Consider the following 26038-nt stretch of genomic DNA (forward strand, 5'->3'; position numbering starts at 1 on the left):
CTCTCTATAAAAGTAATTTTTTGCTATAATAGAAAAAGAAAGATTCCAAAGGGGGAAACTTATGTCTGTTAAGGTCAAGGACCTCTTGCAAAAAGTAAGATTACAATTGATTTATGGTAGCGAAGAACTACTGGAAAAAGAAATTACGACATCCGATATTTCACGGCCTGGGCTTGAGATGACAGGATATTTTGACTACTATACACCAGAACGCATTCAGCTGATTGGGATGAAAGAATGGTCTTATTTGATGAAGATGACGAGTCATAACCGCCATCAAGTTCTTCTGAAAATGTTCCAACCGACGACACCTGTTGTCATCATTGCCAGAGATTTGGAAATTCCAGATGAAATGATGCAGGCTGCCCAAGAAAAGCAGATTGTTATTTTGCGTAGCCATACAGCAACCAGCCGATTGTCAGGAGAAATATCCAGCTATCTAGATTCTCGCTTGGCTGAAAGAACAAGCGTTCACGGTGTCTTAATGGACATCTACGGCATGGGTGTCCTCATTCAGGGTGATAGTGGTATCGGTAAAAGTGAGACGGGACTTGAGTTGGTCAAAAGAGGTCACCGTTTGGTAGCGGATGATCGTGTTGATATCTTTGCTAAGGATGAAATGACTCTCTGGGGTGAGCCAGCTGAAATTTTACGTCATTTACTTGAAATTCGAGGTGTTGGAATTATTGATGTGATGAGTCTCTATGGTGCTAGTGCAGTTAAAGATTCGTCACAGGTTCAAATTGCAGTATATTTGGAAAATTATGATGTCAATAAGACCTTTGACCGCCTAGGTAATGGTTCAGATGAATTAGAAATTGCCGGTGTTCGAATTCCAAGGGTCCGCATTCCTGTTAAAACTGGTCGTAACATCTCCGTTGTAATTGAAGCTGCGGCCATGAATTATAGAGCAAAAGAGATGGGCTTTGACGCTACAAAGATTTTTGAAGAACGCTTGACAAATCTGATCAGCCAGAATGAGGTGAAGCATGATTAATCCAATTGCCTTTCAAATCGGACCATTTGCTATTCGCTGGTATGCAATCTGTATACTTTCGGGTTTAATATTAGCTGTTTATTTAGCTAGGAAAGAAGCACCTCGTAAAAAGATTAAACCTGACGACATTATTGATTTCATCTTGATTGCATTTCCACTTGCTATTGTGGGTGCACGACTGTACTATGTGGCCTTTGAATGGTCTTATTATTCAAAACAGCCCTTTATTGAGATTTTTATTACCTGGCATGGTGGTTTAGCTATCTATGGAGGACTGATTACTGGTGCTCTAGTTCTTTATTTCTTTTCTAGGAGTAAATTTATTAATACTTTAGATTTCTTAGATATAGCGGCTCCAGGTGTTATGATTGCTCAGAGTATTGGACGCTGGGGGAATTTTATCAACCAGGAAGCTTACGGTGCTGCGGTCAAGAGTTTAGACTACTTGCCAGGATTTATCAGAGATCAAATGTATATTGATGGAGCTTATCGACAACCTACTTTCCTTTATGAATCTTCTTGGAACTTGCTAGGCTTCATTCTTATTCTCTTTTTACGCAGAAAACCCAATTTTCTCAAGCAAGGAGACATTACAGCCTTCTACCTTATCTGGTACGGTTGTGGTCGGATGATTATTGAAGGAATGCGGACAGACAGTCTCTACTTTATGGGACTCCGGGTTTCTCAGTGGTTGTCTGCTCTCTTAATTATTCTTGGTGTCGCCTTGGTTGTTTATCAACATAGAAAAAAAGATACACCGTATTATTACACATCTTTAGAAATGGAGAAGAAAAATGCTTGAAATTTCATATAGTTTAGTCGCAGTCGCTTTGATTGCTTTGATTGTTTACTCCATCTTCTTGGTTAGAAAAATTAGCAATGTTGTGGATGAGACAGAGAAGACGATTAAAGTTCTTACAGCGGATGTTAATGTCACACTATATCAAACCAATGAATTACTAGCTAAAGTCAATGTTTTGACTGATGATATTAACGGTAAAATGGAGACCATAGAACCCCTCTTTACAGCTGTTGCAGATCTGTCACTATCTGTTTCAGATTTAAATGATTCAGCTCGTAATCTGAGTAAAAAAGCAGCAACGGCTGGTAAAAATTCAGTCAAGGCGGGTGCAGGTTTAACAGCTTGGCGTCTATTATCAAAATTTTTCAATAGATAATCACAAGAAAGAAGGTCCGTTATGGGTAAATTTTCATCGATTGTATTAGGAGCAGCATCTGGGGCTGTAGCAGCTATCTTCTTAAGCAGTGAAAAAGGCAAAGAAGTAAGAGCTAGAGTCAGCAATTTTATCAAAGAAGTGCAAGAGAATCCAGAAGAAGTAAAAGAGCAAGTTTGCCATTCGGCTACTGAGTTAAAAAATCATGCAGTAGATACCGTAGCTCAAGTAAAAGACAAGGTCAATAATGGTGAGATTACAAAAGAGTCTATTTTGACATCTGTAAAGGAGACTACAAAAGAGATGTTAGACTATTCACAGGGTAAGTTCCAAGCCATTAAAGAAAAAATTCAGGAAGAACATCTGACTAAAGATGATTTGGTATCTTCTATCAAAGAAAAAGCACATGCTTTGACAGATGAAAAAGATCATTCTGAAGAAATCGTTATAGACCTAAAAGAAGAATAAAAGAGCTGGTTAATCCAGCTTTTTTATTTTGTAGAATAACTTGACTCCAGGTCTCTAAAAGAATATGATAAAACTGGGGAGGTGGTCTGATGAAATGCATCAAACTTTTAAGCCTTATGTTTGCGATATTGTTTTTTACTGCATGTGCTAACCAAAGAAAAGTAGCAAAGCCATTAGATTCTTCTAACTCTGTTTCTAGTAAGAAGTTTTCAAGCAATTCATCTACTTTTTACAGATCAAAAGAAACTTCTTCGGACAATGGTTCGTCTTCGAGTAGTGCTTCAGAATCGCAGGAGATGCCACAAGTTCAAAAAACAGAAGAAGGATCACTTCAGTTGAGACATAGGCTGGAAGTACCTATGCAGGTGCAAAGAGCATGGAATACTTGTGCTCCAACGACTGTCAGCATGATGTTAGCCTGTCGGGGAATCGATATATCGCAAGAACAATTGGCTGAGGAAATGGGCACAGATGCTCATTTTGGGACCCATAATGCCAATGCTATTCAGGTACTTAATCAGCATTTATTTGGTTATCCAGAACCAACTGATGGACAGGCGGGCTATCGCTTGGAAACTGTGAGATCTAGCTCATCTAATTCAATTGATATGCGCCTCTTTAAAGAGCGACTCAAGAAGAACATTGATGCAGGCTATCCTCTATATTATACCTTTGATAATTCAAAGATGTATCCTGGACGTAGTGGGGAGCACAATGTTATCGGAATTGGATATGAATTAAACTCAGATGCTTCTGATATTATTGGAGTTTATTATATTGATCCATCTTATACTGTTCAAGATCCGGTTTATGGAGGGTTAAAGAAAGTGACCCCTCAAGAGCTTTTGACAGCTATGTTGACTTGCCAAGAGCCGAATTATGCATGGTAAGAGAAAAGACCTGCTTCAAGTCAGAAGCAGGTCTCTTGTTTGATTAAAATTTCTTTTTTGAAATAAAACGATAGGTTTGCACTGTTGCAAAGCTTAAAGTCATAGCTAATGCCAGAGCAAAGAAAGTATTCAGTTTGAAAGACAGAAACAGAAAACTAAAAATTGCTGTTAAAATACAAAACGCAGCAATATTAAAGAAGAAAAGCAACTCTTTTATTTTAGGTTCAATATCTGATTCTGGAATATATTCTTGGTATAAAGGTAATTGTTCTTCAGGAAGTTCCTGATAGACATAATCCTCTTGATAATTTTTATAATCTCTAAGTGCCATTTTTCTCTCCCCTACTAGTACTATAACATTGTATCATGATTTATTGAGTCAATTATTACATTTTTGTTACAGAAAGAATAAAAATAGTTTTCAATATAAAAATAAAGTATCGAAAATTTAAGGGAAATAAAAGTAAAAGAAAGAATTTAAAAAGAAAACTGGTTCATTTCTAAAAGTGTGTTATAATTAACTTTATGGAAAAGATAATTATTACAGCGACAGCTGAAAGTATTGAGCAAGTGAAGGAACTGCTGGAAGCAGGAGTTGATCGGATTTATGTTGGAGAGAAAAACTATGGTCTTCGTCTTCCCCATACTTTTTCTTATGAAGAACTACGAGAAATTGCTAATTTAGTTCATGAGGCGGGCAAAGAAATCGTCGTAGCAGTCAATGCTCTCATGCACCAGGAAATGATGGACAAGATCAAGCCGTTTCTTGATTTTCTAGCAGAAATTCAGACGGATTATATTACTGTTGGAGATGCGGGAGTTTTTTACGTTGTTAACCGCGATCACTATCCCTTTAAGACAATTTATGATGCTTCGACCATGGTTACCAGCAGTCGTCAGATAAATTTTTGGGGACAAAAAGCTGGTGCATCAGAAGCAGTTTTAGCTAGAGAAGTTCCCTCAGCTGAACTTTTTGCCATGCAGGATATTTTAGAGATTCCTGCAGAAGTCTTGGTCTATGGGGCTAGTGTTATTCATCACTCCAAACGCCCTCTACTTCAAAACTATTATAATTTCACTCATATTGATGACGAGAAAACTCGGGAGCGAGATTTGTTCTTAGCTGAGCCGGGAGATCCAAGCAGTCATTATTCCATTTTTGAAGACAACCACGGAACACATATATTTGCAAATAACGACTTAGATTTGATGACAAAATTAACCGAGTTAGTGGATCATGGATTTACTCATTGGAAATTAGAAGGAATCTATACTCCAGGTCATAATTTTGTAGAAATCGCTAAGTTGTTCATTCAAGCTCGAGATTTAATTTTGGCTGGTAAATTCACTCATGATCAGGCTTTTCTTTTGGATGAAGCTGTTCATCGTTTTCATCCTAAAAATCGTTTCTTGGATACTGGTTTTTATGAATATGATCCAGATATGGTCAAATAATTATAGCTAACAAAGAAAGCAAGAAATTTTCTTGCTTTTTTCTGTTGCAAAGATGTAAAATCACAATTTATTTAATTCAGAATAAATTAGAATTGTGAAAACATTTGCCACATCTTGATTTTCCAAGTTTTTTGCTATAAAATAGAAAGGATTAAAAATTAGGGATTATCGATCTTATCTTGCAAATAGGAGAAATGATGACAAAAACATTGAAACGGCCAGAGGTCTTGGCACCTGCTGGTACTTTAGAGAAGTTAAAAGTAGCTGTTCGTTATGGAGCAGATGCAGTATTTATTGGTGGTCAGGCCTACGGACTTCGTAGCCGAGCTGGGAACTTTACTTACGAACAAATGGAAGAAGGAGTCCAGTTTGCAGCAAAATATGGTGCAAAAGTATATGTTGCTGCTAATATGGTGATGCACGAAGGTAATGAAATTGGTGCTGGAGAATTCTTCCGTAAACTACGCGATATTGGTATTGCTGCAGTAATTGTATCTGACCCAGCTCTGATTGCTATTGCAGCATCAGAAGCACCAGGACTAGAAATCCATTTGTCTACTCAAGCTAGTGCTACCAACTACGAAACCCTAGAATTTTGGAAAGAGCTAGGGTTGACACGTGTGGTTTTGGCCCGAGAAGTGTCTATGGAAGAATTGGCAGAGATTCGCAAAAGAACTGATGTTGAGATTGAAGCCTTCGTCCACGGAGCAATGTGTATTTCCTACTCAGGACGCTGTACACTTTCTAACCACATGAGTATGCGTGATGCCAACCGTGGTGGGTGCTCGCAGTCTTGTCGTTGGAAATACGACCTTTACGATATGCCTTTTGGCCAAGAAAGAAAGAGCTTGAAGGGTGAAATCCCAGAAGAATTTTCTATGTCTGCGGTAGATATGTCCATGATTGATCACATACCTGATATGATTGAAAATGGTGTGGACAGCCTGAAAATCGAAGGTCGAATGAAGTCCATACACTATGTATCCACAGTATCGAACTGTTACAAGGCTGCTGTTGATGCCTATTTGGAAAGTCCTGAGAAATTTGAAGCGATTAAACAGGACTTGATTGATGAAATGTGGAAAGTGGCTCAGCGCGAATTGGCAACAGGATTCTACTACAGTACTCCGACAGAAAACGAACAGCTGTTCGGAGCTCGTCGAAAAATTCCTGAATACAAGTTTGTGGCTGAAGTTGTAGACTATGATGCTGAAAAACAGATCGCGACTATTCGTCAGAGAAATGTTATTCATGAAGGAGATCAGGTTGAATTCTATGGTCCTGGCTTCCGTCATTTTGAGACAGTCATTACAGATTTGCATGATGCACAAGGCAATAAAATTGATCGAGCGCCAAATCCTATGGAACTCTTAACGATTTCTATGCCGACACCTGTCTGCCCAGGTGACATGGTGCGTAGCAGAAAAGAAGGCCTTATCAATCTATATAAGGAAGATGGTACTAGCGTAACTGTCCGAGCCTAGATATAAAATAAATCCCAGTTTGTAAAAACTGGGATTTACTTTTTCTTTGGATTAGCTTTCTGTGCTACTCGAACTGTCTGAGGAACCAGACGTACACGTTGAATATCAGGAATCCGAATAATAGTTGACATGCTCTTATTGAAATTCTTAACAATCAACTGCTGGCGTTCTTGGTCATACTTAACAATATCGCCAGTAAAGCTTTTATTTTGAAAAATAACATGAATTCCGGATTTTTTCTTTAAGGCTAGCTCAATCGCGGATAAAATAGCAGTATTATTCTCACCGATCTGTTCGGTTTTTTTATCGTTTATAAACTCATTAGCTTTCTCAGTCAGCATTCTTAGAAATTTTTTCATAGCTAAAATCTCCATAACTTGATACAATATCATTATATAACATTTTCTCGTAAAATTCTAAATTTTTACGAATGAATTAAATGAAAGATGGACAATTGTTAAACAGCTGAGGCTGTTTTAGCATATCTGCTTTTGAATTCACCAAGGAGGTACTATGTCAGAATTTACATTTGAGATTGAAGAAAAACTTCTAGTCTTATCAGAAAACGATAAAGGTTGGACCAAAGAGCTTAACCGAGTTAGCTTCAATGGAGCGCCAGCTAAATATGATATTCGAACTTGGAGTCCGGATCACAGTAAAATGGGCAAGGGAATTACTCTTTCTAATGAAGAATTTCAGGTTCTACTTGATGCATTTAAAAACTGATAGAAAAGTCTATCAGTTTTTTTGTTTATCAGCAAAGTAAGGATGAAATCCGAGACTTTTTAATACTGGCAAGCTGATAATAGCTATCAGGAGCATTTTTAAAAGATCCGGTAGAATGAATGGGGTAACGCCAACAGCGATAGCCTTTGAAAAATCAAGATTCCCTAAGATATTCAAACCTATAATTCCACCGATAAAAAGGATGGTATCTCCCAACATATTTGCTAGTAAAATAGTCAAGAATGAACTGTTTTTATGAGTTAAGTTAGAAGTAATGAAGGCAAAGAGAGGAGCAGACAAAAGGTAACCAGCAGTTGGATTTAGGAATGATTGGAATCCGCCATGACCGCCTGCAAAAACTGGGAGACCGATAGCACCAAGTAGTAAATAAAGTAGCGTAGCTGAAACCGCTTCTCTGGGTTTAAAAATAGTTGCAATCAAACCGAAAGCAAAGGTTTGGAGAGTAATAGGAACAGCACCAATAGCAAAGCTAAATTGTGATAAAACCGCTAAAATAGCAGCCCCAATGGCTGGGAGTACAAGTAAGAAAACTTTATTTCGATTCATAATAGTAAACCTCTTTTGTTTTATATGGTAACTATTTTAAAATCTCTAGTGATAAAAGTCAAGTATTTTTTATCGACTCTGACTATTTCGTATTATTTTTTCCCTTTACTTCTGAAATATAAGAAAATAAATGCTATTAAGCCAAAGATGTTAAAGAAGACAATACCGAATGTTGCAAGAATTTTATTTGTTTTACTCATCAAATCCTCCTCATATATACGTGTTTCTATAGCATAGCAAATTAATATCCAAAAGAAAAGTAGGAATTGGAAGAAAAGATATAGTTATAAACTATATAATAATCAATAAAATAAGATTAGCTCAAAACCCTTTAAAAACTTGAGATAAGCTGGTCATGTTGATATAATGAACCATAACCAAATTTCCATTTGATTTTTATAACATTTTTATAGTAGAAAAAGAGAGTTGAGATGACAGTTAATCATGGACCATTTCGAGTAGATCACGTTGGCTCTTTCCTTCGTCCTAAGGAATTGGTAGAAGCAAGGGAAGCCTTTGCTGAGGGGACTATTAGCCAAGAAGAGTTGACTGCAGTGGAAGACCAAGCTATTCGAGCTTTAGTTTCTAAAGAAATTAAAGCTGGATTGAAGAATGTAACAGACGGAGAATTTCGTCGGGCTTATTGGCATTTGGACTTCTTCTGGGGGTTTCAAGGAATTGAGCATGTCCAAGCCGCTGAAGGCTATCATTTTCATGGGGAGACAACCAAGGCGGATTTGGCCCTCATTGCTGGTAAGATTACCGGATTCCACCATCCCTTTGTGGAACATTTTAAGTTTCTAAGAGATTTAGTGGCTGATCAAGATGGAGTTGAAGCAAAGTATACCATTCCGGCCCCTGCCCAATTTTATTTTGAATTAATACGAGATGCTGAGCATGTGGACAAGCTCAATCAAGTTTATCCTGACTTCAACCAATTAAGGGAAGATATAAAACAAGCTTATTTACAAGTTGTTCAAGATTTATACGACGCTGGCCTTAGAACCCTGCAAGTGGATGACTGTACTTGGGGCGTCTTGGTAGATGACAATTTTTTGACAGCCTGGGGTGCTCTTCAAGGAAAGAGCAAAGACCAAGTTCGTGCTGAATTAGCGGAGCTCTTCTTAAACTTCAACAATGATCTTTATCAAAATGTTCCTTCTGGCTTAACTGTTAATACCCATGTCTGCCGTGGTAACTACCATTCTACCTGGGCTTCTTCGGGTGGCTACGGTCCGATTGCAGATGAATTATTTGAAAAAGAAAAGGTGAATGCTTATTTCCTTGAATTTGATACTGAGCGAGCTGGTGGATTTGAACCCTTGGCTAAAGTAACACCAGGAAAAAAAGTAGTCTTGGGACTTTTGACTTCAAAAAGTGGTGATTTAGAGAACAAAGAAGAAGTTATTGCTCGGATTAAGGAAGCTAGTCAGTATGTACCGCTAGAAAATCTTTACCTTTCAACCCAGTGTGGCTTTGCTTCTACGGAAGAAGGAAACATCCTAACAGAAGAGAGTCAGTGGGAAAAAATTGCTTTGATTTCAGATATTGTAAAAGAAGTCTGGGGATAATAGAATCGGAGGAAAAACATATGGCAGATTTGCTTGAAATATACCAAGAATTAAAAAATAAAAAATGGGTTAATCTTTCTCATCAAATTAAGGAAGATAGTCCGCACTTTCCAGCTTTACCATCCTTGGAGAAGAAAGATATTTTTACTTTAAAAGATGGTTTCCATGTGCAGCAGTTTTCTGTAGTTGGTCAGTATGGTACTCATATTGATGCTCCTATTCATTTTGTAGAGGGCGGCCGTTGGTTGGAAGAAATTGACTTAAAAGATCTCCTTCTTCCTTTGTTCGTCATTGATAAATCAAAAGAAGTAGAGGAGAATCCAGACTTCATTTTGACCAAACAAGATATTTTGGACTTTGAAGCTGAGCATGGGAAGATTCCTGAAGGAAGTTTCGTAGCTTTTCGGTCAGACTGGTCCAAGCGTTGGCCTAGTCAAGACGCCATGAGAAACTTAGATGATCAAGGAATCCAGCATACACCTGGCTGGGGACGAGATGCTTTGGAATTTCTGATTCATGAGCGCGGTGTTACTGCAGTAGGTCATGAAACGTTTGATACTGATGCAGGCCTTCCTACAGCTGAGCATGGCTTGGTTAATGAATATTATCTCTTGGCTGAGGATATCTACCAAGTTGAGGTATTGTCTAACTTGGACCAATTACCTGCTAAGGGTGCCTTAATTTCTATCAGTTTCCCTAACTGGCATCAAGCTAGTGGTTCGCCAGTACGAGCTTTAGCCATTTTACCATAAGAAAAAAGAGTCTAAAGTTTTACTTCAGGCTCCTTTTTTACAAAACTTTAGAAATTTTTGAGATTTTCTTGATGAAATCTTGATAAATAGACTGTAAAATGAGTAATATAGGATTAACAAGTTAATACAAGCCTACACTCTCTTTTAGTAACTAAAATTGACGATGAGAAGGTAAAAATTTTTGAAGAATCCTTATAGAATCTTACAAAAATGTAAGATTCAAAAGAAAAATGAAAGATTAGATTATGGAATACTTATATACTTTATAATAAAATAAGGACACAAGTCAAAAAAGGCTTGTAAAACAAACCTTTTCTCTTCTTATCTCATAGTAACGAACTCTTCTGATCCCGTTGGGTGAATGGCCACTGTGGCATCAAAATCAGCCTTGGTTGCTCCCATTTTGATAGCGACAGCGAAGCCTTGAATCATCTCGTCTACCCCATATCCGATACCATGCAGACCAACAACCTTTTCATTCTCACCAGCTGTGATGAGCTTGAACTTAGCCTGTTGGCGATGCTGAGTTACTGCCGAATACATGGAAGCAAAGCTAGATGTATAGAGGTGAATATTATCAGCTCCATAAGTTTTTCTGGCCTCTTCCTCGGTTAGCCCAACAGTTCCAATAGCGGGGTGGGAGAAGACGACAGTAGGAATAGTTGAATAGTCCATCTTTGCGTCTGTTTTGCCATTGAAAAGTCGCTCGGCTAATGTACGGCCAGCCTTGATGGCAACAGGAGTTAGTTCTTTCTCGCCTGTTACGTCACCTAGGGCATAGATACCTGAAACTATAGTGTTTTGGTATTCATCTACAGCGATGAAACCTCGTTCGTTGAGAGTGACACCAGCAGCTTCTAGATTGAGGTCTTGAACATTAGGTTTTCGGCCGATTGCCCAGATGACATGCTGAGCTATGTGGCTACTGCCATCTTCAAAATGAAGTTGCAGTTGATTGTCATCTAGTTTCTCAAGTTTTGTAGGTACTTTGTGAGTGTGTAGGGCAAGACCTGTCTTATCCATTTCTTCAAGTAAACCATCTACGATATAAGAATCAAAGTTCCGTAAGGGACGATCACGTCGGACAAAGAGGTCTGTTTTGACTCCCAGAGTATGGAGGACTCCTGCCAATTCAACTGCGATATAGCCAGCTCCAACGATGGCTACAGATTCGGGTAATTCTTCCCAAGCGAAGACATCATCAGATGTTTCACCTAATTCAGAGCCAGGAATAGAAGGGATAGCAGCATGAGCACCTGTTGCAATGACAATGTGTTTAGCACGGATTAGCTTACCGTTAACCTCGACAGTGTTAGCATCAACAAAGCGACCGCGTCCTTCAATCAATTCAACTCCATTGCGCTTAAAACTTCCATCGTAAGAAGATCGAGCACGATCAATATAGGCTTCGCGATTTTTACGCAAAGTGGCAAAGTCAAACGCTTGTTTATCTGAAGTAAAACCATAGTCAGGACCGTAGTATTGGATGGCCTCAGCAATTTGAGCACCATACCACATGATCTTTTTAGGAACACAGCCAACATTGACACAGGTACCACCTAACTTCTTTTCCTCAATGACAGCGACCTTGGCACCGTGTTCACCAGCTCGATTCATGGTAGCAATACCCCCGCTACCACCTCCGATAGCAATCATATCAAATTCTTTCATAATGTTTATTCTCCTTCTTTCAATATGAGGTAATTGTACCCTTTTTAAGAAATGAATGCAAAAATCTGCTACGAGAAAAATTGACATTTGAGAAAGATAAAATGTCATTTGAAAATTGCTAAGTTCAAAACAATAGTTCTAGGTTATAATGTATGTTATAATGAAAAAAATTAATTAGATTTCATTTTTAAAGGAGATTCCAATGAAAAAATTGAAAAAGTGGCAGTTGACTGCTCTGATTGCTGTTCCTCTTGCCATTGTAGTAGTTGTTCTTGCTATGCTATTTTTGAATCAGAAAAATGGCAATCAAGAGGCTTTAGATTCGAAACCTCTGGTTCAAAAAGCAAAAGAAGGATCAGTAGCATCTTCCGTACTTTTGTCAGGACAAGTATCTGCTAATAATGAGCAGTATATTTATTATGATTCGACAAAGGGGGATCTAGAAGGCGTCCTCGTTAATGTGGGTGATCAAGTTACAGTCGGACAAGCTTTGGTCCAATATCGAAACACTGAGGCACAATCTAACTATGATTCCGCTGTTCGAGCTCTCAATAAAATTGACCGTCAAATTTACGAACTTCAAAATAATGGGACAGCTCCTACCCCAAGCCCAACAGCAGAAGGAGAAGAATCTGGCGAAAGCACTGCACCAGCGGTTAATACACAACAATCCTTGGATTCTCAATTAAAAGATTTGCAAGACAATCGAGCTGATGCTGCGGATAAAGTCAATAGTTCAAAGCTTTTGCTTGATGCTACAACTGTATTAAGTACTGTTGAAGGAACAGTAGTTGAAGTTAATCGTGATGTTTCAAAATCAACAACTGGATCTAATCAAACATTGGTCCATATTGTTAATAATGGTAATCTTCAAGTCAAGGGTGAGTTGTCAGAGTACAATTTAGCTAATCTGTCAGTGGATCAAGAAGTCAGCATTACTTCAAAAGTATATCCCGATAAGACTTGGACTGGTAAAATCAGCTATATCTCTAACTATCCAAAAGATGCTCAGCAAGCAAGCTCAAGTGCGTCAGCTGCTGGAGGATCAGGTGGAGGGTCAGGTGCTAAATATCCCTTTACCATTGATTTCACTAGCGAAATAGGCGATTTAAAACAAGGATTCTCTGTAAATATCGAAGTGAAGAATAATAGCAAGGCCATTCTTATTCCGGTAAGTAGTGTTGTTACTGATGAAGATGGGAAAAATTACATTTGGAAACTAGATGATAAGGGTATAGCTAAAAAAGTTGAAGTCACACTTGGCAATGCTGATGCTGAAAATCAAGAAGTAACATCTGGCTTAGCAAAAGATGATAAAGTGATTATAAATCCAACTGCTGATTTAAAAGATGGGCAGGAGGTAAAATCCTATGAAGAAATTAATTGATTTAAATGGCATCAATAAGAGCTATCGCAATGGAGATCAAGAACTGCAGGTTTTAAAAAACATTAATCTTCAAGTTGAGGAAGGTGAGTTTTTAGCCATTATGGGGCCATCTGGATCTGGTAAATCAACTTTGATGAATATTATTGGTATGTTGGATCGTCCTTCTAGTGGAACCTATCATTTAGATGGGACAGAAGTGGCTCGTTTGGGTGAAAAGAAATCAGCCAAAGTTCGTAATCAGGCAATTGGATTTGTCTTTCAGCAGTTTTTCCTCTTGTCCAAGTTAAATGCTCTTCAAAATGTTGAATTACCCTTAATTTATGCAGGAGTTTCTCAGTCTAAACGTAAGGCTTTGGCAGAACAATACTTGGAAAAAGTTGAGTTAGAAACGCGGATGCATCACTTACCATCAGAATTATCAGGTGGGCAAAAGCAGCGTGTTGCGATCGCTCGTGCCCTAGTAAATCGTCCCTCTATTATTTTGGCAGATGAGCCAACAGGGGCCTTGGATACAAAAACAGGTGAACAGATTATGGAATTGCTGACTGAATTAAATAAAGAAGGCAAAACCATCATTATGGTTACCCATGAACCAGAAATTGCAGCCTATGCTAAACGACAAATTGTCATTCGAGATGGCGTAATTTACTCTGATTCAGCGCAGAAAGGAGAAGCATAGATGCAAAACTGGAGATTTGCTATTGGATCTATTATGGGCCACAAAATGCGCTCCTTTCTAACAATGATTGGAATTATCATTGGGGTCGCTTCTGTTGTAGTTATCATGGCCTTAGGAAATGGGATGCAACAGGGAGTTACCAAAAGTTTCACGAAGGATCAACAATATGTCGCTCTGAATTATTCACCAACAAAGAGTAATTATGTTATGGGGATGAATCTTATGGAAGGTCCTGCAGGAAATGAGGGAGGCAGCCAAGAAGTTGATAACGAAGAAAACGAAGCTCCACCAGTTATTCAAGATGCTTGGGCTAAAGAGCTCTTAAAAATTGATGGAGTGAAAGGTTACTATACAACCAATGGAGGTCCATCTGCAACATTCTCTTATCAAAATAAGAAAGCAGATGGAGTATTTATTACTGGCGTTAGCCAATCTTTCTTTCAAATTAGAAAATACGAGATCTTGGCAGGTCGTACCCTTCTTCCTGTGGATTACCAGCGCTTTTCTAATGTGATGATGATTGATGAAACAGTTGCAAATTCACTTTTTGGAAGTAGCGCAGAAGCCTTAAACAAAATCGTATCAGTAGGAGATAGCAACTATCGGGTTATTGGAGTCTTTAAAGATCCCAATGCTGGTCAAAGTATGAGTATGAGTTCAGGAAGTGCTCTAATGGCTAATACCCAAGTAGCATCTGAGTTTCATTCAGAAGAAATCTCAACTGTTTACGTCTATGTCCCAGAGGTCAGCCGTGTCAACGAAGTTGGGATAGAAGCAGCTAAAAAATTGACCCAGCTTTCAGGAGCACGCCAGGGTGAATATCAAATCTTGAATATGGAGAGTATGCTGGAACAGTACAAGCAGATTACAGGTACCATGACAGGAGTTATTGGCGCGATAGCAGGAATCTCACTCTTTGTCGGTGGTATCGGGGTTATGAATATCATGCTGGTATCAGTTACCGAGCGGACTCGTGAAATCGGTCTGAGAAAAGCTTTAGGAGCTACGAGAGGAAACATCTTAACCCAATTCTTAATTGAATCCATGGTTCTTACCCTAATTGGAGGAATGCTGGGCTTAGGACTGGCTTATGGTATTAACGCGTTAATTGCTGCAGTCGTACCAGAAGATGTCTTTGGTGGACCTCCAATCGTATCTACTACCGCTGCAGTAGGAAGCCTTGTCTTCTCAGCAATGGTAGGTGTTGTTTTTGGAATTCTACCTGCGAATAAAGCTTCTAAATTGGATCCAATTGAAGCACTGAGGTATGAATAATGAAATAAGAAAAAGAGTTTAGGAACCTAAACTCTTTTTTTGGTTATAAAAAACACCGCTGGAGTACAGCAGTGTTTGAATGTGAAAATTATTTCATTGTCGGGAAGAGCAAGACGTCGCGAATAGTAGTCACGTCAGTCAGCAACATAACTAGACGGTCGATCCCAATACCCAGACCTCCAGTTGGTGGCATACCATATTCTAGAGCTTCGACATAGTCATAGTCAATGCCAGTTGCTTCATCATCACCAAGCTCTTTGGCTTTAGCTTGCGCTTCAAAACGAGAGAGTTGATCGATTGGATCGTTCAATTCGGTGAAGGCGTTGGCATATTCTTTGGTCATGATGAAGAGTTCGAAACGGTCAGTGAAGCGTGGATCTTCTGGATTTTTCTTGGCCAGAGGAGATACTGCAACAGGATGACCATAGACAAAGGTTGGTTGAGTTAAGGTTTCTTCAACAAATTCTTCAAAGAAAGCGTTAATAACATGGCCGACCTCTGTGAAGTGCTTTTCGAGAGGAACATTCTTTTCTTTGGCCAAGGCAGCGGCTTCTTCAAAGCTCATATCTCGCCAGAAATCTACGCCAGTAATTTCCTTGATGGCATCTACCATATGAACGCGTTTAAATGGTTCATTGATCTTGATTTCAGTTCCCTGATAGTTTATAGGTCCATCTCCACATACAGAGATAGCTGCATGTTGAATAATGCCTTCTGTCAAGTCCATAATATCTTGGAAGTCTGCATAAGCTTGGTAAACTTCAATAGATGTAAACTCTGGATTATGAGTAGCGTCCATTCCTTCGTTACGGAAGATACGTCCGATTTCATAGACCCGTTCCATACCACCTACGATGAGGCGCTTAAGGTGCAATTCAGTTGCAATTCGAAGCACCATATCAATATTTTGGGCATTGTGATGAGTAATGAAAGGACGGGCAGCAGCACCGCCTGCTTCATTGTGGAGAACAGGAGTTTCAACTTCAAGGAAGCCTTGACCATCTAAGTAACGGCGGATTTCAGAAATGATTTTTGAGCGAGTAACAAATCGATTGAAGCTCTCACGGTTAGAAATCAAATCCAAATAGCGTTTGCGGTAGATAGTCTCCACATCTGTCAGTCCATGGAATTTTTCAGGAAGAGGACGAAGTGCTTTAGAGAGGTGGGTAATATGGGTAGCTTTAATAGATAATTCCCCCATATCAGTACGCATCACTTCACCTTCGACTCCAAGGAAGTCGCCTAAGTCAGCTTTTTTAAAGATTTCATAGTTTTCTTCACCGACTTCATCTTTGCGGACGTAAATTTGGATTTGGCCCTCACGGTCTTGAATGTGAGCAAATCCAACTTTTCCTTTGCCACGTTTAGTCATGAGACGTCCAGCAATAGTAGCTGTCTCAGATAAGTCATGCAACTCTTCTTTACTTTTTTCAGCGTATTTTTCTTTTAATTGTCCAGAGTTTGCTGTTCTCTCAAAGCGTTTACCAAAAGGGTCAATCCCCTGTTCAGCCAGCGCAGCCATTTTTTCACGGCGAATAATTTGCTGGTCATTTAATTCTTCAAAATGTTCAGTAGTCATGTTTTCCTCCAAAAGTATTCCAATTTATTTTATCACAAAATCTATGGAAATTCATCTATATTTAGCTTTTAAGAAAGAAAAAACTGTGAATTTAAAGATTCACAGTATCAAGATTTTCAAGATGGTCGGTATTGTTCCAATCTAAGAGAGAAAACTTCTCAAAATCAGTTGTTTCTAGGATAGTGACACTTCCATTACTGAGACCACCATTTTTTCGTATGTTGCCAACATCGTAGCCAAGAAGAGTCCGAATTGAAGCCGTAAGATTAGCTCCATGGCCAACAAATAAGAGGTTTTCAGCTTCTAAATCTTTTAGAGACTTAATAAAATGGATAACTCGATGGGTCGTTTGGTAAACCGATTCAGCATCAAATAAACTATGGTCAAACTGAGCAAGATTATGCCGAAAGGCATGCATTTGGTGGGGATATACTGCAGCAACAGTTGCCCACTTGGCCCCCTCTAATTTACCTAATTTCCATTCTCTTAGTTCCTCTTTAAGAATAATTTCTTGCGGAAACTGGTTTTCTGAATTTATAATTTCAGCTGTTTTTACAGCTCTGCTTAAATCACTAGAGAATATCTTATCAAAGCGAGTCTTAGCAAGGTGCTTCCCTAAAATATGTAATTCTTCAATAGCAGTAGGTAAGAGCGGTGAATCACCTCCAGCACCCTGAAAGCGACCTTCCAAATTCCACTCAGTCTTTCCATGACGGATAAAGTATAGTTTCATAGTTTTCTCTTTCAAATAAAATGCCTGATTTAGTCTTCTTTTATATCTGCAAAATCTGCTTTGACAAAATCCGCCAAGTCCTGAGCCTTGATTAGAACGCTACGTCCAACTTCTCCAGCGGATACGATAATGGCTTCTCGTTCTAGAGCGATCTGGTCGATGAAGATAGGGTAGGAGTGCTTTTGGCGGATACCAACTGGATTGTTGGCACCATGCACATAACCGGTTGTTTTTTCGAGTTCCTTTTGAGGAATCATAGCAACCTTTTTGTTTCCAGAAATCTTGGCTAATTTTTTCTCAGATAAATGCTCAGTAATGGGGAGAATACCAATTACAGGTCCGGTTTTATCCCCTGTCAATGCAAGGGTTTTATAGATCTGAGACCGGTCATCTATGTCGCCAGTTTCATTTTCGAGGGCATTAATTTGCAATCCTTGGTGGGGAATATCCGCCTTGGTTAAGATTTGTTCAACTAATGTTTTTTTTAATTTTGTTTTTTTTGCCATTATTTATACTTCTCTTCTAACTGACTCATCCAAATTCCCAGCCAAATACCTAAGCCAAAGAAGAAGGCTGTTATGACAAAGGTGATAATAGAAGTTCCTGCATAAGTAATGCTTTCACTATTACCAGCATTTGGAATGACAATAAGCAAGGTGCTAGAAAGCACAACACCTATAATGAAATGATAGACTCGCGAGTGAAAATTTTTGAGTGCATAGTCCATTGTTTTTGAAAAAGCTATGAGAGCTAAGGCTCCTCCGATTGCAATTGGTAAAAATGTTCCAAAAAGATCTAAGGACTTGAAACCAGTCAACATTGGAGTGTATAAGCCTAATATCAAAAGTAGATTAGAAGGACTAAGACCAGGAACTAATATTCCTAAGGCAATTAAGGCTCCTGCAAGTATAAAGGTCAAGAAGTTTGCTGGCAGAGTTCCAACCATACTATTGAGAAAATAAAGGAAAAAACCAGACAGGACAAAAGTCAGCCAGAAAATAGCTATATCTATTCGATCACGGTCTGACTCGCGAACAGACTCCTTGATTAAACTAGGAATCGTCCCAATAATAGCTCCAGCAAATCCCCAAAGAACAATAATCTTATAGTGGGCTAGTAAATATTCAACCGGAAGAGAAAAGAGGGCAATTCCAAGAATCATACCTATACCAACCGGAAAGAAAAAGAGGACATTCTCTTTGAAGTTATCTTTGATATGAGCTAGAAAGGATATCATACGCTCATAAATTCCCAAGATGGCAGCTAAGACTCCGCCAGAAACACCAGGCAAGATAAAACCTAGTGCGATAATCACTCCTTTAATCATTCTTGTAATCCAAGAAAACATCAAAATCTCCTTAACATGTTCAATGTAGTTTATTATAACATATTTTACTTTTAGTTAGTGAAAATTTAAGTAAAGTCCTAAAATGGGCAGAACTTGCTTAAAGTGAAAAGAAAAAATCAAGTAAAATACTTGATTTTAAATCATTGTTTGCCAAATAATTTGGCATGTGTTTCCTCTCGGTTCTTTAAAGTTGAAATCTGGTTTAAGTCTAATGGATGAGAGAAACCATTTAAAGTTCCTTGGGAAGTATATTGGTGCAAGTCATAATCAATGTCAGTCTTGGGAGCGGCATTGTAATAACCATTATCAGTTCCATAAGTTGGAATCCAAAGAGCTGTAAATTTCTCAGTATTTATGCTGTGTTCTTCCATGAAGTAAGTGCCTACATAAATCCCGATATTCTTTACGCCTAAAGACTCTAATTTAGCACGGAAGGCTTCGACTCCTCCGTTCATATCAGACATAGTTTTTTCTTCAACATCTAGCCAGTAATAGGTCGGCTTGTATTTTGATGCAGCCTTGTAAAAACTTTCTGCCTCTTTTTCCATTTCCTTAGTTGAAGAAGCAGATACATAAGCATAGACTGCTACAGGGATGTTACGTTTTTGAAATTCCTTGATATGGGTTTTATATGCTTTATCCAGCCCGTTAGCATAGGTAGCAGCATTCTCCTTTTTGGTATAGGAACCGCTTTGGATACGCACAATGACTCCTGAAACATTTTTTGCCAATTGATCATAATCAATCTCGCTCGGAAGTTGCCAACCAGACAAATCGATGATTGGTTTAGAAAGATCTATTTTTTCCGAAGAGCTTGAAGAAGATGATTGGACAGTTTTTGTTTGTTCTCGTTGACCTTTCGCATTCGATAATTGCCTGCTAACCAATATTGTTAGAATAAAGCAGACAAAGAAAACGAGTACAACGATTGGTTTTATCTTCTTTCTCATACTTTTTTTATTTTAACCTAAAATAAATAAAAAAGCAAAAAAAATCATTTATAATAGAACTTTTTGAACACCTAGCGCTTAAGTTTTTCCTTGTTTGAAATTTATTCATTTTAAAAGTTTTTGAATGTCATTTTCAATATCTTGAGGAGATGTTTGAGGAGAGTAGCGTTTTATCACATGTCCTTCTTTATCTAAAAGAAATTTGGTGAAGTTCCACTTAATATCTTTAGAAAGAAATCCACCTTTTTCTTTTTTAAGCCAAGTATATAGTGGGGCAGCTTCTTTCCCATTTACGTTAATCTTTTGAAAACGGGGAAAGGTGGTCTGATAGTTTAGTCTACAGAAATTATTGATTTCTTCTGCATTTCCTGGAGCTTGGTTTTTAAACTGATTGCAGGGAAAATCTAATATTTCAAATCCTTCACCATGATAGCGAAGATATAATTCCTGCAGTCCTTTATACTGTGGAGTAAATCCGCAGCCAGTTGCTGTATTTACAATGAGTAAGACTTTCCCATTAAAACTGTCCAGTGAAAGCTGACTGCCATCTTGTTTTTCGACAGAAAATTGGTAAACATTCATAGTTTTAGACCTCCAATCAGTTGTTTTCTTACATTTTATCATAAGATTTTGCTACATTGCGAAAAGGATATGGCTTTTTTTTCGTTTTGAAAAATGATATAATGTACAATGAAATTTTAGAAAATTTAGGTGAAGTATGAAGATTGACAAACGACACCTATTAAACTACTCTATCTTGATTCCCTATTTGATTTTATCAGTTTTAGGCTTGATTATTGTCTATTCAACAACCAGTGCGACTTTGGTTCAGTCAGGTGCTAATTCTTTTAAATCAGTTATGAATCAAGGCATATTTTGGATTGTGAGTTTAATAGCAATTGTCTTTATCTACAAGGTAAAGATCGATATTTTTAAGAAACAAGAGGTTTTGTTCGGCTTCATTTTAGTGGAAGTGATCCTGTTACTCTTATCGCGTTTTGTAACTCGTGCTGTAAACGGAGCTCATGGTTGGCTTTTTATTGGCGGTTTTAGTATTCAGCCTGCTGAGTATCTGAAAATTCTGCTTGTCTGGTTCCTAGCTCTGAGGTTTTCAAGAAAGCAGGAAGAGATTGAAATATATGATTATCAAGCATTAACTTTTAACCGTTGGTTGCCCAGAACTTTAAGCGATTGGCGGACCATCACAGGAATTTTGATAGGTATCGTTGTTATCATGCCGGACTTGGGGAATGCAACTATTTTAGCTCTGACAGTCCTGATAATGGTTTCTGTAAGTGGTATTGGACATCGATGGTTCTCGGCTATTCTGGGAATACTAGTAGGAACTTCAACCTTGATCTTATCCAGTATTTGGCTGATTGGTGTGGAAAAGGTCTCCAAAGTTCCCTTATTTGGATATGTTGCTAAGAGATTTAGTGCTTTCTTTAATCCCTTTACTGATGTGTCTGGAGCAGGACATCAGCTTGCGAATTCATACTATGCGATTGTTAATGGAGGCTGGTTCGGGTTAGGATTGGGAAACTCCATTGAAAAGCGAGGATACCTGCCGGAGGCTCAGACAGACTTTGTATTTTCAATTGTTATTGAGGAATTGGGCTTTATTGGTGCAAGCTTAATTTTAGCTCTACTGTTTTTCCTAATCTTGCGAATCATTTTGGTAGGTATTCGAGCTAGAGATCCTTTTAATTCTATGGTGGCTTTAGGAATCGGAGGCATGATGTTGACCCAAACCTTTATAAACATTGGTGGGATTTCAGGATTAATTCCTTCAACAGGGGTGACTTTTCCATTCCTATCACAAGGCGGGAACAGTCTCTTAGTTCTGTCAGTTGGAATTGCCTTTGTGCTTAATATTGATGCTAATGAAAAACGAAACAATATCAATCGTGTTTTAGAAGAAACTTTGTGAGACCAGCTGGTTGTTAGCTAGTCTTTGTCCTTAAATAGAAAGGTTCAGACCATGTCATTTAATAAGTTAGAAAGCTTTAGTAATAAAGAAGTTATTCGAGAAGAAGTTTCCATTTTAACAGACTTACTTACTGATGTTACGCGTAAAATTCTTAGTCCTGAAACGTTTGAAAAGATTGCAACGATGGAGGACTTAGCTGTTCATTCCAAATATCAGGAACTAAAGGAAATCGTAGAAGAATTAACAACAGAAGAAATGGTCTATATTTCCCGTTATTTTTCTATTCTGCCACTCTTGATTAATATTTCTGAAGACGTTGATCTAGCCTATGAAATCAATCATCAGAATAATATCGACCAAGATTATCTTGGAAAGCTATCAACGACTATTGACTTGATTTCAACACGGGAGAATGCAAAAGAAATTCTAGAGAATTTAAATGTTGTTCCGGTACTGACAGCTCACCCAACTCAGGTGCAAAGAAAGACAATGCTGGATCTGACAAATCATATTCACACCCTTTTACGTCAGCATCGAGATGTTAAGGCTGGTCTGGTTAATGAGAAGAAGTGGCTAGGCAATCTTCGCCGATACATCGAGCTCATGATGCAAACAGATATGATTCGGGATAAGAAGCTAAAAGTAACCAATGAAATCACCAATGTTATGGAGTACTATAACAGTTCTTTCCTACAAGCCATCACCAACTTTATGGTCGAATACAGACGCTTGGCAGAAGAGCGGGGCATCAAGTTGGATAATCCTAAACCTATTACCATGGGAATGTGGATCGGTGGCGACCGGGATGGGAATCCTTTTGTAACGGCAGAAACCTTGAAACTATCAGCCACTCTCCAGAGTGAAGTCATTCTCAACTATTACATTGACAAGGTTTATACACTTTATCGTACTTTCTCTCTATCAACAAATCTCTCAGAAACTAGTCAGGCAGTAGCAGAAATGGCTGCTTTGTCAACTGATAAGTCTGTTTATCGTGAAAATGAACCTTACCGACGTGCTTTTCATTATATACAGTCTAAGCTGATTCAGACCTTGCTGTACCTAAAAGAAGGTAATTTTTCAAATGAAGGTCAGCGCTTTACTGATCGAGCTGAGAAAACATTGTCTACCAAAACAACTCCTTCTGTGAGTAATAAGGGGCGGGAAATTATTCCAAACTATATCCAGTCACGTATCAGTGAAACCTTAACTGAGTTGAAGAAAGAGGAAACACCTTCTTACAAAACTGCAAAAGAATTCAAGGAAGACTTACAAGTCATTTATGATTCTCTTATCGAACATCATGGTGAGGCTTTGGTGACAGGAGACCTGACTGAACTTTTACAAGCAGTAGATGTTTTTGGCTTCTTCTTAGCCAGCATTGATATGCGACAAGATTCCAGTGTTCATGAGGCTTGTGTGGCTGAACTCTTGGCTTCGGCAAACATTGTAAAAGATTACAGTAGCTTATCTGAAGAAGAGAAATGTCAGGTACTACTTAAGCAGCTGCTAGAAGATCCTCGTATCCTATCAGCTACCCATGAGCCTAAGTCTGAACTTCTGCAAAAAGAATTAGAAATTTTCAAGACTGCTCGACAGCTGAAAGATGCACTTGGTGAAGAAGTCATCAAGCAGAATATTATCTCTCACTCGACCAGTGTATCAGACTTACTGGAGTTGGCTATCATGCTGAAAGAAGTAGGACTGATTGATGAAAATGGGACTCGAGTACAGATTGTTCCTCTTTTTGAGACCATTGAAGATTTGGATAATTCATGCGAAACAATGGAGAAGTATCTATCTTTGCCTATTGCTCAGAAGTGGATTGCCTCTAAGAATAATTACCAAGAAATCATGCTGGGCTATTCAGACAGTAATAAAGATGGTGGTTACCTATCTTCTTGCTGGACTCTCTATAAGGCTCAGCAACAGCTGACTGCTATTGGTGATAAATTTGGTGTTAAAATTACCTTCTTCCATGGTCGTGGAGGTACAGTCGGACGTGGTGGCGGTCCAACCTATGAAGCTATTACTTCACAACCCTTAAGAAGTATCAATGACCGTATCCGTCTTACTGAACAGGGCGAAGTGATTGGAAACAAATATGGTAATAAAGATGCCGCCTACTATAACTTGGAGATGCTTGTTTCTGCAGCAATCAATCGAATGGTAACACATAAGAAAAGTGATACCCATACTTCCAATAAATATGAGAGGATTATGGATCAGGTTGTCGAGCGAAGCTATCAGATTTATCGTGATTTAGTTTTTGGCGACGAGCGCTTTTATGATTATTTCTTTGAATCTAGCCCAATCAAAGCAATTTCTAGCTTTAATATTGGCTCTCGTCCTGCTGCTCGTAAAACGATTACTGAAATCGGTGGTCTTCGAGCGATCCCATGGGTCTTCTCTTGGTCTCAAAGTCGAGTGATGTTCCCTGGTTGGTATGGTGTTGGCTCAAGTTTCAAAGAATTTATTGATCAAGATCCGGAAAATAATCTTGCTTTTCTACAACTTATGTACAAGAGATGGCCATTCTTCAAGTCTCTATTATCAAATGTTGACATGGTCCTGTCTAAGTCCAATATGAACATCGCTTTTGAATATGCTCAGTTATGCGAAGATCAAAATGTTCGAGATATTTTCAACATTATCTTAGACGAGTGGCAACTAACCAAGAATGTTATTCTTGAGATTGAAGGACACGATGAGCTCTTGGCTGAAAATACTTATTTAAGAGACAGCTTGGACTATCGTATGCCTTACTTTAATGTTTTGAACTATATTCAACTAGAGCTGATTAAACGTCAGCGCAATGGCCAGCTCACACCTGATCAAGAAAAGCTGATTCATATCACTATCAATGGTATTGCAACAGGTCTACGAAATTCGGGCTAATACAAAGAAAAAATCGGAATTATTTCCGATTTTTTTATAATCGATTAAATCATTTTTGTAGTTTTGTTAAACCATTTAACGAAGTAAGAAGAGAAGCAGCTGATGAGTTTAAGATTATATGCTAGTAGTCAACTTGTCATATACAAGTTGAGCTTTCTGTTAGAAAAGGTTTATTCACAAAAAATGTGTAAAAGGCTTGCATTTTCACTAGAATTTGATAAAATAGTAAGGAAAGTTAGACTGTATTGCCTACTGTCTATCTATAAAATATATTTTATTGGAGGCTTTTACTCAAATGGCAAAAGAAAAATACGATCGTAGTAAACCACACGTTAACATTGGTACTATCGGACACGTTGACCACGGTAAAACTACTTTGACAGCAGCTATCACAACTGTATTGGCACGTCGCTTGCCTTCAGCAGTTAACCAACCTAAAGATTATGCGTCTATCGATGCTGCTCCAGAAGAACGCGAACGCGGTATCACTATCAACACTGCGCACGTTGAGTATGAAACTGAAAAACGTCACTACGCTCACATCGACGCTCCAGGACACGCGGACTACGTTAAAAACATGATCACTGGTGCCGCTCAAATGGACGGAGCTATCCTTGTAGTAGCTTCAACTGATGGTCCTATGCCACAAACTCGTGAGCACATCCTTCTCTCACGCCAAGTTGGTGTTAAACACTTGATCGTGTTCATGAACAAAGTTGACTTGGTTGACGATGAAGAATTGCTTGAGTTGGTTGAAATGGAAATCCGTGACCTCTTGTCAGAATACGACTTCCCAGGTGACGATCTTCCAGTTATCCAAGGTTCAGCTCTTAAAGCTCTTGAAGGTGACTCTAAATATGAAGATATCATCATGGAATTGATGAACACTGTTGATGAGTACATCCCAGAACCAGAACGCGACACTGACAAACCATTGCTTCTTCCAGTCGAAGACGTATTCTCAATCACTGGACGTGGTACAGTTGCTTCAGGACGTATCGACCGTGGTATCGTTAAAGTCAATGACGAAATCGAAATCGTTGGTATCAAAGAAGAAATCCAAAAAGCAGTTGTTACTGGTGTTGAAATGTTCCGTAAACAGCTTGACGAAGGTCTTGCAGGGGACAACGTTGGTGTGCTTCTTCGTGGTATCCAACGTGATGAAATCGAACGTGGACAAGTTATTGCTAAACCAGGTTCAATCAACCCACACACTAAATTCAAAGGTGAAGTTTATATCCTTACTAAAGAAGAAGGTGGACGTCACACTCCATTCTTCAACAACTACCGTCCACAGTTCTACTTCCGTACAACTGACGTTACAGGTTCAATCGAACTTCCAGCAGGTACTGAAATGGTAATGCCTGGTGATAACGTAACTATCGACGTTGAGTTGATCCACCCAATCGCCGTTGAACAAGGTACTACTTTCTCTATCCGTGAAGGTGGACGTACTGTTGGTTCAGGTATGGTTACAGAAATCGAAGCTTAATTCAATTAAGT

Annotated in this window: 25 protein-coding genes and 1 pseudogene; 16 read left to right on the plus strand and 10 right to left on the minus strand. The window is 38.6% G+C overall.

What is annotated here, in order from left to right:
• The first annotated feature begins 61 nt into the window (after positions 1-61).
• The 5 genes and pseudogenes from hprK to AWH02_RS07420 all read left to right on the plus strand — a co-directional run bounded on the left by hprK (position 62) and on the right by AWH02_RS07420 (position 3530).
• Complete coding sequence (hprK, locus tag AWH02_RS07400) at positions 62-997, plus strand: HPr(Ser) kinase/phosphatase (RefSeq protein WP_060554020.1); 936 nt, start codon at positions 62-64, stop codon at positions 995-997.
• Positions 990-1799 carry a prolipoprotein diacylglyceryl transferase gene (lgt, locus tag AWH02_RS07405; protein WP_060554019.1) on the plus strand — a complete coding sequence of 270 codons (810 nt, stop codon included), beginning with the start codon at positions 990-992 and terminating at the stop codon, positions 1797-1799. Before hprK ends, lgt begins: the two co-directional genes overlap by 8 nt.
• Positions 1792-2224: pseudogene (locus tag AWH02_RS07410) on the plus strand (DUF948 domain-containing protein). Before lgt ends, AWH02_RS07410 begins: the two are co-directional and overlap by 8 nt.
• Positions 2197-2640 (plus strand): YtxH domain-containing protein, encoded by a 444-nt coding sequence (locus AWH02_RS07415; protein ID WP_060554018.1) that lies wholly within the window; start codon positions 2197-2199, stop codon positions 2638-2640. The pseudogene AWH02_RS07410 and the gene AWH02_RS07415 overlap by 28 nt, the downstream one beginning before the upstream one ends.
• Positions 2641-2729: 89 nt before the next feature.
• Positions 2730-3530, plus strand: coding sequence for a C39 family peptidase (locus AWH02_RS07420; protein WP_060554017.1), 801 nt, complete (start codon positions 2730-2732; stop codon positions 3528-3530).
• A 43-nt stretch (positions 3531-3573) separates the two neighbouring features.
• On the opposite strand, the gene AWH02_RS07425 is transcribed toward AWH02_RS07420, so the two are convergent.
• Positions 3574-3861 carry a DUF3270 family protein gene (locus tag AWH02_RS07425; RefSeq protein WP_045634661.1) on the minus strand — a complete coding sequence of 96 codons (288 nt, stop codon included), beginning with the start codon at positions 3859-3861 and terminating at the stop codon, positions 3574-3576.
• A 194-nt stretch (positions 3862-4055) separates the two neighbouring features.
• Between AWH02_RS07425 and AWH02_RS07430 the strand changes: the two genes are divergently transcribed.
• Together AWH02_RS07430 and AWH02_RS07435 are read left to right on the plus strand one after the other, a co-directional pair.
• The gene (locus AWH02_RS07430; RefSeq protein WP_060554016.1) at positions 4056-4985 is read left to right on the plus strand and encodes a peptidase U32 family protein; all 930 of its coding nucleotides are present in this window, start codon (positions 4056-4058) and stop codon (positions 4983-4985) included.
• 197 nt (positions 4986-5182) lie between these two features.
• Positions 5183-6469, plus strand: coding sequence for a peptidase U32 family protein (locus AWH02_RS07435; RefSeq protein WP_020992677.1), 1287 nt, complete (start codon positions 5183-5185; stop codon positions 6467-6469).
• A gap of 35 nt (positions 6470-6504) precedes the next feature.
• Here the strand turns inward: AWH02_RS07435 and AWH02_RS07440 are convergent, their stop codons facing one another.
• On the minus strand, positions 6505-6843 hold the full coding sequence (locus AWH02_RS07440) for a hypothetical protein (protein WP_172604602.1): 339 nt from the start codon (positions 6841-6843) through the stop codon (positions 6505-6507).
• Between the two features lie 139 nt (positions 6844-6982).
• On the opposite strand from AWH02_RS07440, the gene AWH02_RS07445 reads away from it, so the two are divergent.
• Positions 6983-7195 carry a YdbC family protein gene (locus AWH02_RS07445; protein ID WP_008809037.1) on the plus strand — a complete coding sequence of 71 codons (213 nt, stop codon included), beginning with the start codon at positions 6983-6985 and terminating at the stop codon, positions 7193-7195.
• Positions 7196-7207: 12 nt separating this feature from the next.
• Here AWH02_RS07445 and AWH02_RS07450 read toward each other — a convergent pair whose 3' ends face one another.
• Complete coding sequence (locus AWH02_RS07450) at positions 7208-7762, minus strand: biotin transporter BioY (RefSeq protein WP_045502045.1); 555 nt, start codon at positions 7760-7762, stop codon at positions 7208-7210.
• A gap of 431 nt (positions 7763-8193) precedes the next feature.
• Between AWH02_RS07450 and AWH02_RS07455 the strand changes: the two genes are divergently transcribed.
• Together AWH02_RS07455 and AWH02_RS07460 are read left to right on the plus strand one after the other, a co-directional pair.
• Positions 8194-9333, plus strand: a complete 1140-nt coding sequence (locus AWH02_RS07455; RefSeq protein WP_060554014.1) for a 5-methyltetrahydropteroyltriglutamate--homocysteine S-methyltransferase — start codon at positions 8194-8196, stop codon at positions 9331-9333.
• Positions 9334-9353: 20 nt separating this feature from the next.
• The gene (locus tag AWH02_RS07460) at positions 9354-10085 is read left to right on the plus strand and encodes a cyclase family protein (protein ID WP_060554013.1); all 732 of its coding nucleotides are present in this window, start codon (positions 9354-9356) and stop codon (positions 10083-10085) included.
• A 321-nt stretch (positions 10086-10406) separates the two neighbouring features.
• On the opposite strand, the gene gorA is transcribed toward AWH02_RS07460, so the two are convergent.
• Positions 10407-11756 carry a glutathione-disulfide reductase gene (gorA, locus tag AWH02_RS07465; RefSeq protein WP_060554012.1) on the minus strand — a complete coding sequence of 450 codons (1350 nt, stop codon included), beginning with the start codon at positions 11754-11756 and terminating at the stop codon, positions 10407-10409.
• Between the two features lie 202 nt (positions 11757-11958).
• On the opposite strand from gorA, the gene AWH02_RS07470 reads away from it, so the two are divergent.
• From AWH02_RS07470 to AWH02_RS07480, 3 genes are read left to right on the plus strand one after another with little or no spacing between them, the layout of a single operon-like run.
• The gene (locus AWH02_RS07470; protein ID WP_008809032.1) at positions 11959-13143 is read left to right on the plus strand and encodes an efflux RND transporter periplasmic adaptor subunit; all 1185 of its coding nucleotides are present in this window, start codon (positions 11959-11961) and stop codon (positions 13141-13143) included.
• Entirely contained in the window at positions 13127-13822 is a 696-nt protein-coding gene (locus AWH02_RS07475) for an ABC transporter ATP-binding protein (RefSeq protein ID WP_060554011.1), read from the plus strand. The genes AWH02_RS07470 and AWH02_RS07475 overlap by 17 nt, the downstream gene beginning before the upstream one ends.
• On the plus strand, positions 13823-15097 hold the full coding sequence (locus AWH02_RS07480; protein ID WP_012000216.1) for an ABC transporter permease: 1275 nt from the start codon (positions 13823-13825) through the stop codon (positions 15095-15097).
• Between the two features lie 88 nt (positions 15098-15185).
• On the opposite strand, the gene lysS is transcribed toward AWH02_RS07480, so the two are convergent.
• The 6 genes from lysS to AWH02_RS07510 form a co-directional block, all read right to left on the minus strand.
• A complete protein-coding gene (lysS, locus tag AWH02_RS07485; RefSeq protein WP_060554010.1) occupies positions 15186-16676 on the minus strand; it encodes a lysine--tRNA ligase in 1491 nt (496 codons plus the stop codon).
• 91 nt (positions 16677-16767) lie between these two features.
• The gene (locus AWH02_RS07490; RefSeq protein ID WP_060554009.1) at positions 16768-17409 is read right to left on the minus strand and encodes a histidine phosphatase family protein; all 642 of its coding nucleotides are present in this window, start codon (positions 17407-17409) and stop codon (positions 16768-16770) included.
• A gap of 29 nt (positions 17410-17438) precedes the next feature.
• Positions 17439-17915 carry an aminoacyl-tRNA deacylase gene (locus tag AWH02_RS07495; RefSeq protein WP_060554008.1) on the minus strand — a complete coding sequence of 159 codons (477 nt, stop codon included), beginning with the start codon at positions 17913-17915 and terminating at the stop codon, positions 17439-17441.
• Entirely contained in the window at positions 17915-18757 is an 843-nt protein-coding gene (locus tag AWH02_RS07500; RefSeq protein ID WP_060554007.1) for a DUF368 domain-containing protein, read from the minus strand. The genes AWH02_RS07495 and AWH02_RS07500 overlap by 1 nt, the downstream gene beginning before the upstream one ends.
• A gap of 140 nt (positions 18758-18897) precedes the next feature.
• The gene (locus tag AWH02_RS07505; protein WP_048778509.1) at positions 18898-19707 is read right to left on the minus strand and encodes a glycoside hydrolase family 25 protein; all 810 of its coding nucleotides are present in this window, start codon (positions 19705-19707) and stop codon (positions 18898-18900) included.
• A gap of 105 nt (positions 19708-19812) precedes the next feature.
• Positions 19813-20289: a glutathione peroxidase gene (locus AWH02_RS07510; protein ID WP_060554006.1), complete on the minus strand. Its 477-nt coding sequence runs from the start codon at positions 20287-20289 to the stop codon at positions 19813-19815.
• A 136-nt stretch (positions 20290-20425) separates the two neighbouring features.
• Between AWH02_RS07510 and ftsW the strand changes: the two genes are divergently transcribed.
• The 3 genes from ftsW (at position 20426) to tuf (ending at position 26027) form a co-directional block, all read left to right on the plus strand.
• Positions 20426-21637, plus strand: coding sequence for a cell division peptidoglycan polymerase FtsW (gene ftsW, locus AWH02_RS07515; protein WP_060554005.1), 1212 nt, complete (start codon positions 20426-20428; stop codon positions 21635-21637).
• A 51-nt stretch (positions 21638-21688) separates the two neighbouring features.
• Positions 21689-24535, plus strand: a complete 2847-nt coding sequence (ppc, locus tag AWH02_RS07520) for a phosphoenolpyruvate carboxylase (RefSeq protein WP_060554004.1) — start codon at positions 21689-21691, stop codon at positions 24533-24535.
• A 295-nt stretch (positions 24536-24830) separates the two neighbouring features.
• Positions 24831-26027: an elongation factor Tu gene (tuf, locus tag AWH02_RS07525; protein ID WP_060554003.1), complete on the plus strand. Its 1197-nt coding sequence runs from the start codon at positions 24831-24833 to the stop codon at positions 26025-26027.
• Positions 26028-26038 lie beyond the last annotated feature (11 nt).

It is taken from the genome of Streptococcus gordonii (genome assembly GCF_001553855.1).
Classification (GTDB): Bacteria; Bacillota; Bacilli; order Lactobacillales; family Streptococcaceae; genus Streptococcus; species Streptococcus gordonii.

Bases quoted from the DNA above. Each gene is read 5' to 3' on its own strand.
- hprK (WP_060554020.1), top strand. From the start codon at position 62: ATGTCTGTTAAGGTCAAGGACCTCTTGCAAAAAGTAAGATTACAATTG.
- lgt (WP_060554019.1), top strand. From the start codon at position 990: ATGATTAATCCAATTGCCTTTCAAATCGGACCATTTGCTATTCGCTGG.
- AWH02_RS07415 (WP_060554018.1), top strand. From the start codon at position 2,197: ATGGGTAAATTTTCATCGATTGTATTAGGAGCAGCATCTGGGGCTGTA.
- AWH02_RS07420 (WP_060554017.1), top strand. From the start codon at position 2,730: ATGAAATGCATCAAACTTTTAAGCCTTATGTTTGCGATATTGTTTTTT.
- AWH02_RS07425 (WP_045634661.1), bottom strand. From the start codon at position 3,861: ATGGCACTTAGAGATTATAAAAATTATCAAGAGGATTATGTCTATCAG.
- AWH02_RS07430 (WP_060554016.1), top strand. From the start codon at position 4,056: ATGGAAAAGATAATTATTACAGCGACAGCTGAAAGTATTGAGCAAGTG.
- AWH02_RS07435 (WP_020992677.1), top strand. From the start codon at position 5,183: ATGACAAAAACATTGAAACGGCCAGAGGTCTTGGCACCTGCTGGTACT.
- AWH02_RS07440 (WP_172604602.1), bottom strand. From the start codon at position 6,843: ATGGAGATTTTAGCTATGAAAAAATTTCTAAGAATGCTGACTGAGAAA.
- AWH02_RS07445 (WP_008809037.1), top strand. From the start codon at position 6,983: ATGTCAGAATTTACATTTGAGATTGAAGAAAAACTTCTAGTCTTATCA.
- AWH02_RS07450 (WP_045502045.1), bottom strand. From the start codon at position 7,762: ATGAATCGAAATAAAGTTTTCTTACTTGTACTCCCAGCCATTGGGGCT.
- AWH02_RS07455 (WP_060554014.1), top strand. From the start codon at position 8,194: ATGACAGTTAATCATGGACCATTTCGAGTAGATCACGTTGGCTCTTTC.
- AWH02_RS07460 (WP_060554013.1), top strand. From the start codon at position 9,354: ATGGCAGATTTGCTTGAAATATACCAAGAATTAAAAAATAAAAAATGG.
- gorA (WP_060554012.1), bottom strand. From the start codon at position 11,756: ATGAAAGAATTTGATATGATTGCTATCGGAGGTGGTAGCGGGGGTATT.
- AWH02_RS07470 (WP_008809032.1), top strand. From the start codon at position 11,959: ATGAAAAAATTGAAAAAGTGGCAGTTGACTGCTCTGATTGCTGTTCCT.
- AWH02_RS07475 (WP_060554011.1), top strand. From the start codon at position 13,127: ATGAAGAAATTAATTGATTTAAATGGCATCAATAAGAGCTATCGCAAT.
- AWH02_RS07480 (WP_012000216.1), top strand. From the start codon at position 13,823: ATGCAAAACTGGAGATTTGCTATTGGATCTATTATGGGCCACAAAATG.
- lysS (WP_060554010.1), bottom strand. From the start codon at position 16,676: ATGACTACTGAACATTTTGAAGAATTAAATGACCAGCAAATTATTCGC.
- AWH02_RS07490 (WP_060554009.1), bottom strand. From the start codon at position 17,409: ATGAAACTATACTTTATCCGTCATGGAAAGACTGAGTGGAATTTGGAA.
- AWH02_RS07495 (WP_060554008.1), bottom strand. From the start codon at position 17,915: ATGGCAAAAAAAACAAAATTAAAAAAAACATTAGTTGAACAAATCTTA.
- AWH02_RS07500 (WP_060554007.1), bottom strand. From the start codon at position 18,757: ATGTTTTCTTGGATTACAAGAATGATTAAAGGAGTGATTATCGCACTA.
- AWH02_RS07505 (WP_048778509.1), bottom strand. From the start codon at position 19,707: ATGAGAAAGAAGATAAAACCAATCGTTGTACTCGTTTTCTTTGTCTGC.
- AWH02_RS07510 (WP_060554006.1), bottom strand. From the start codon at position 20,289: ATGAATGTTTACCAATTTTCTGTCGAAAAACAAGATGGCAGTCAGCTT.
- ftsW (WP_060554005.1), top strand. From the start codon at position 20,426: ATGAAGATTGACAAACGACACCTATTAAACTACTCTATCTTGATTCCC.
- ppc (WP_060554004.1), top strand. From the start codon at position 21,689: ATGTCATTTAATAAGTTAGAAAGCTTTAGTAATAAAGAAGTTATTCGA.
- tuf (WP_060554003.1), top strand. From the start codon at position 24,831: ATGGCAAAAGAAAAATACGATCGTAGTAAACCACACGTTAACATTGGT.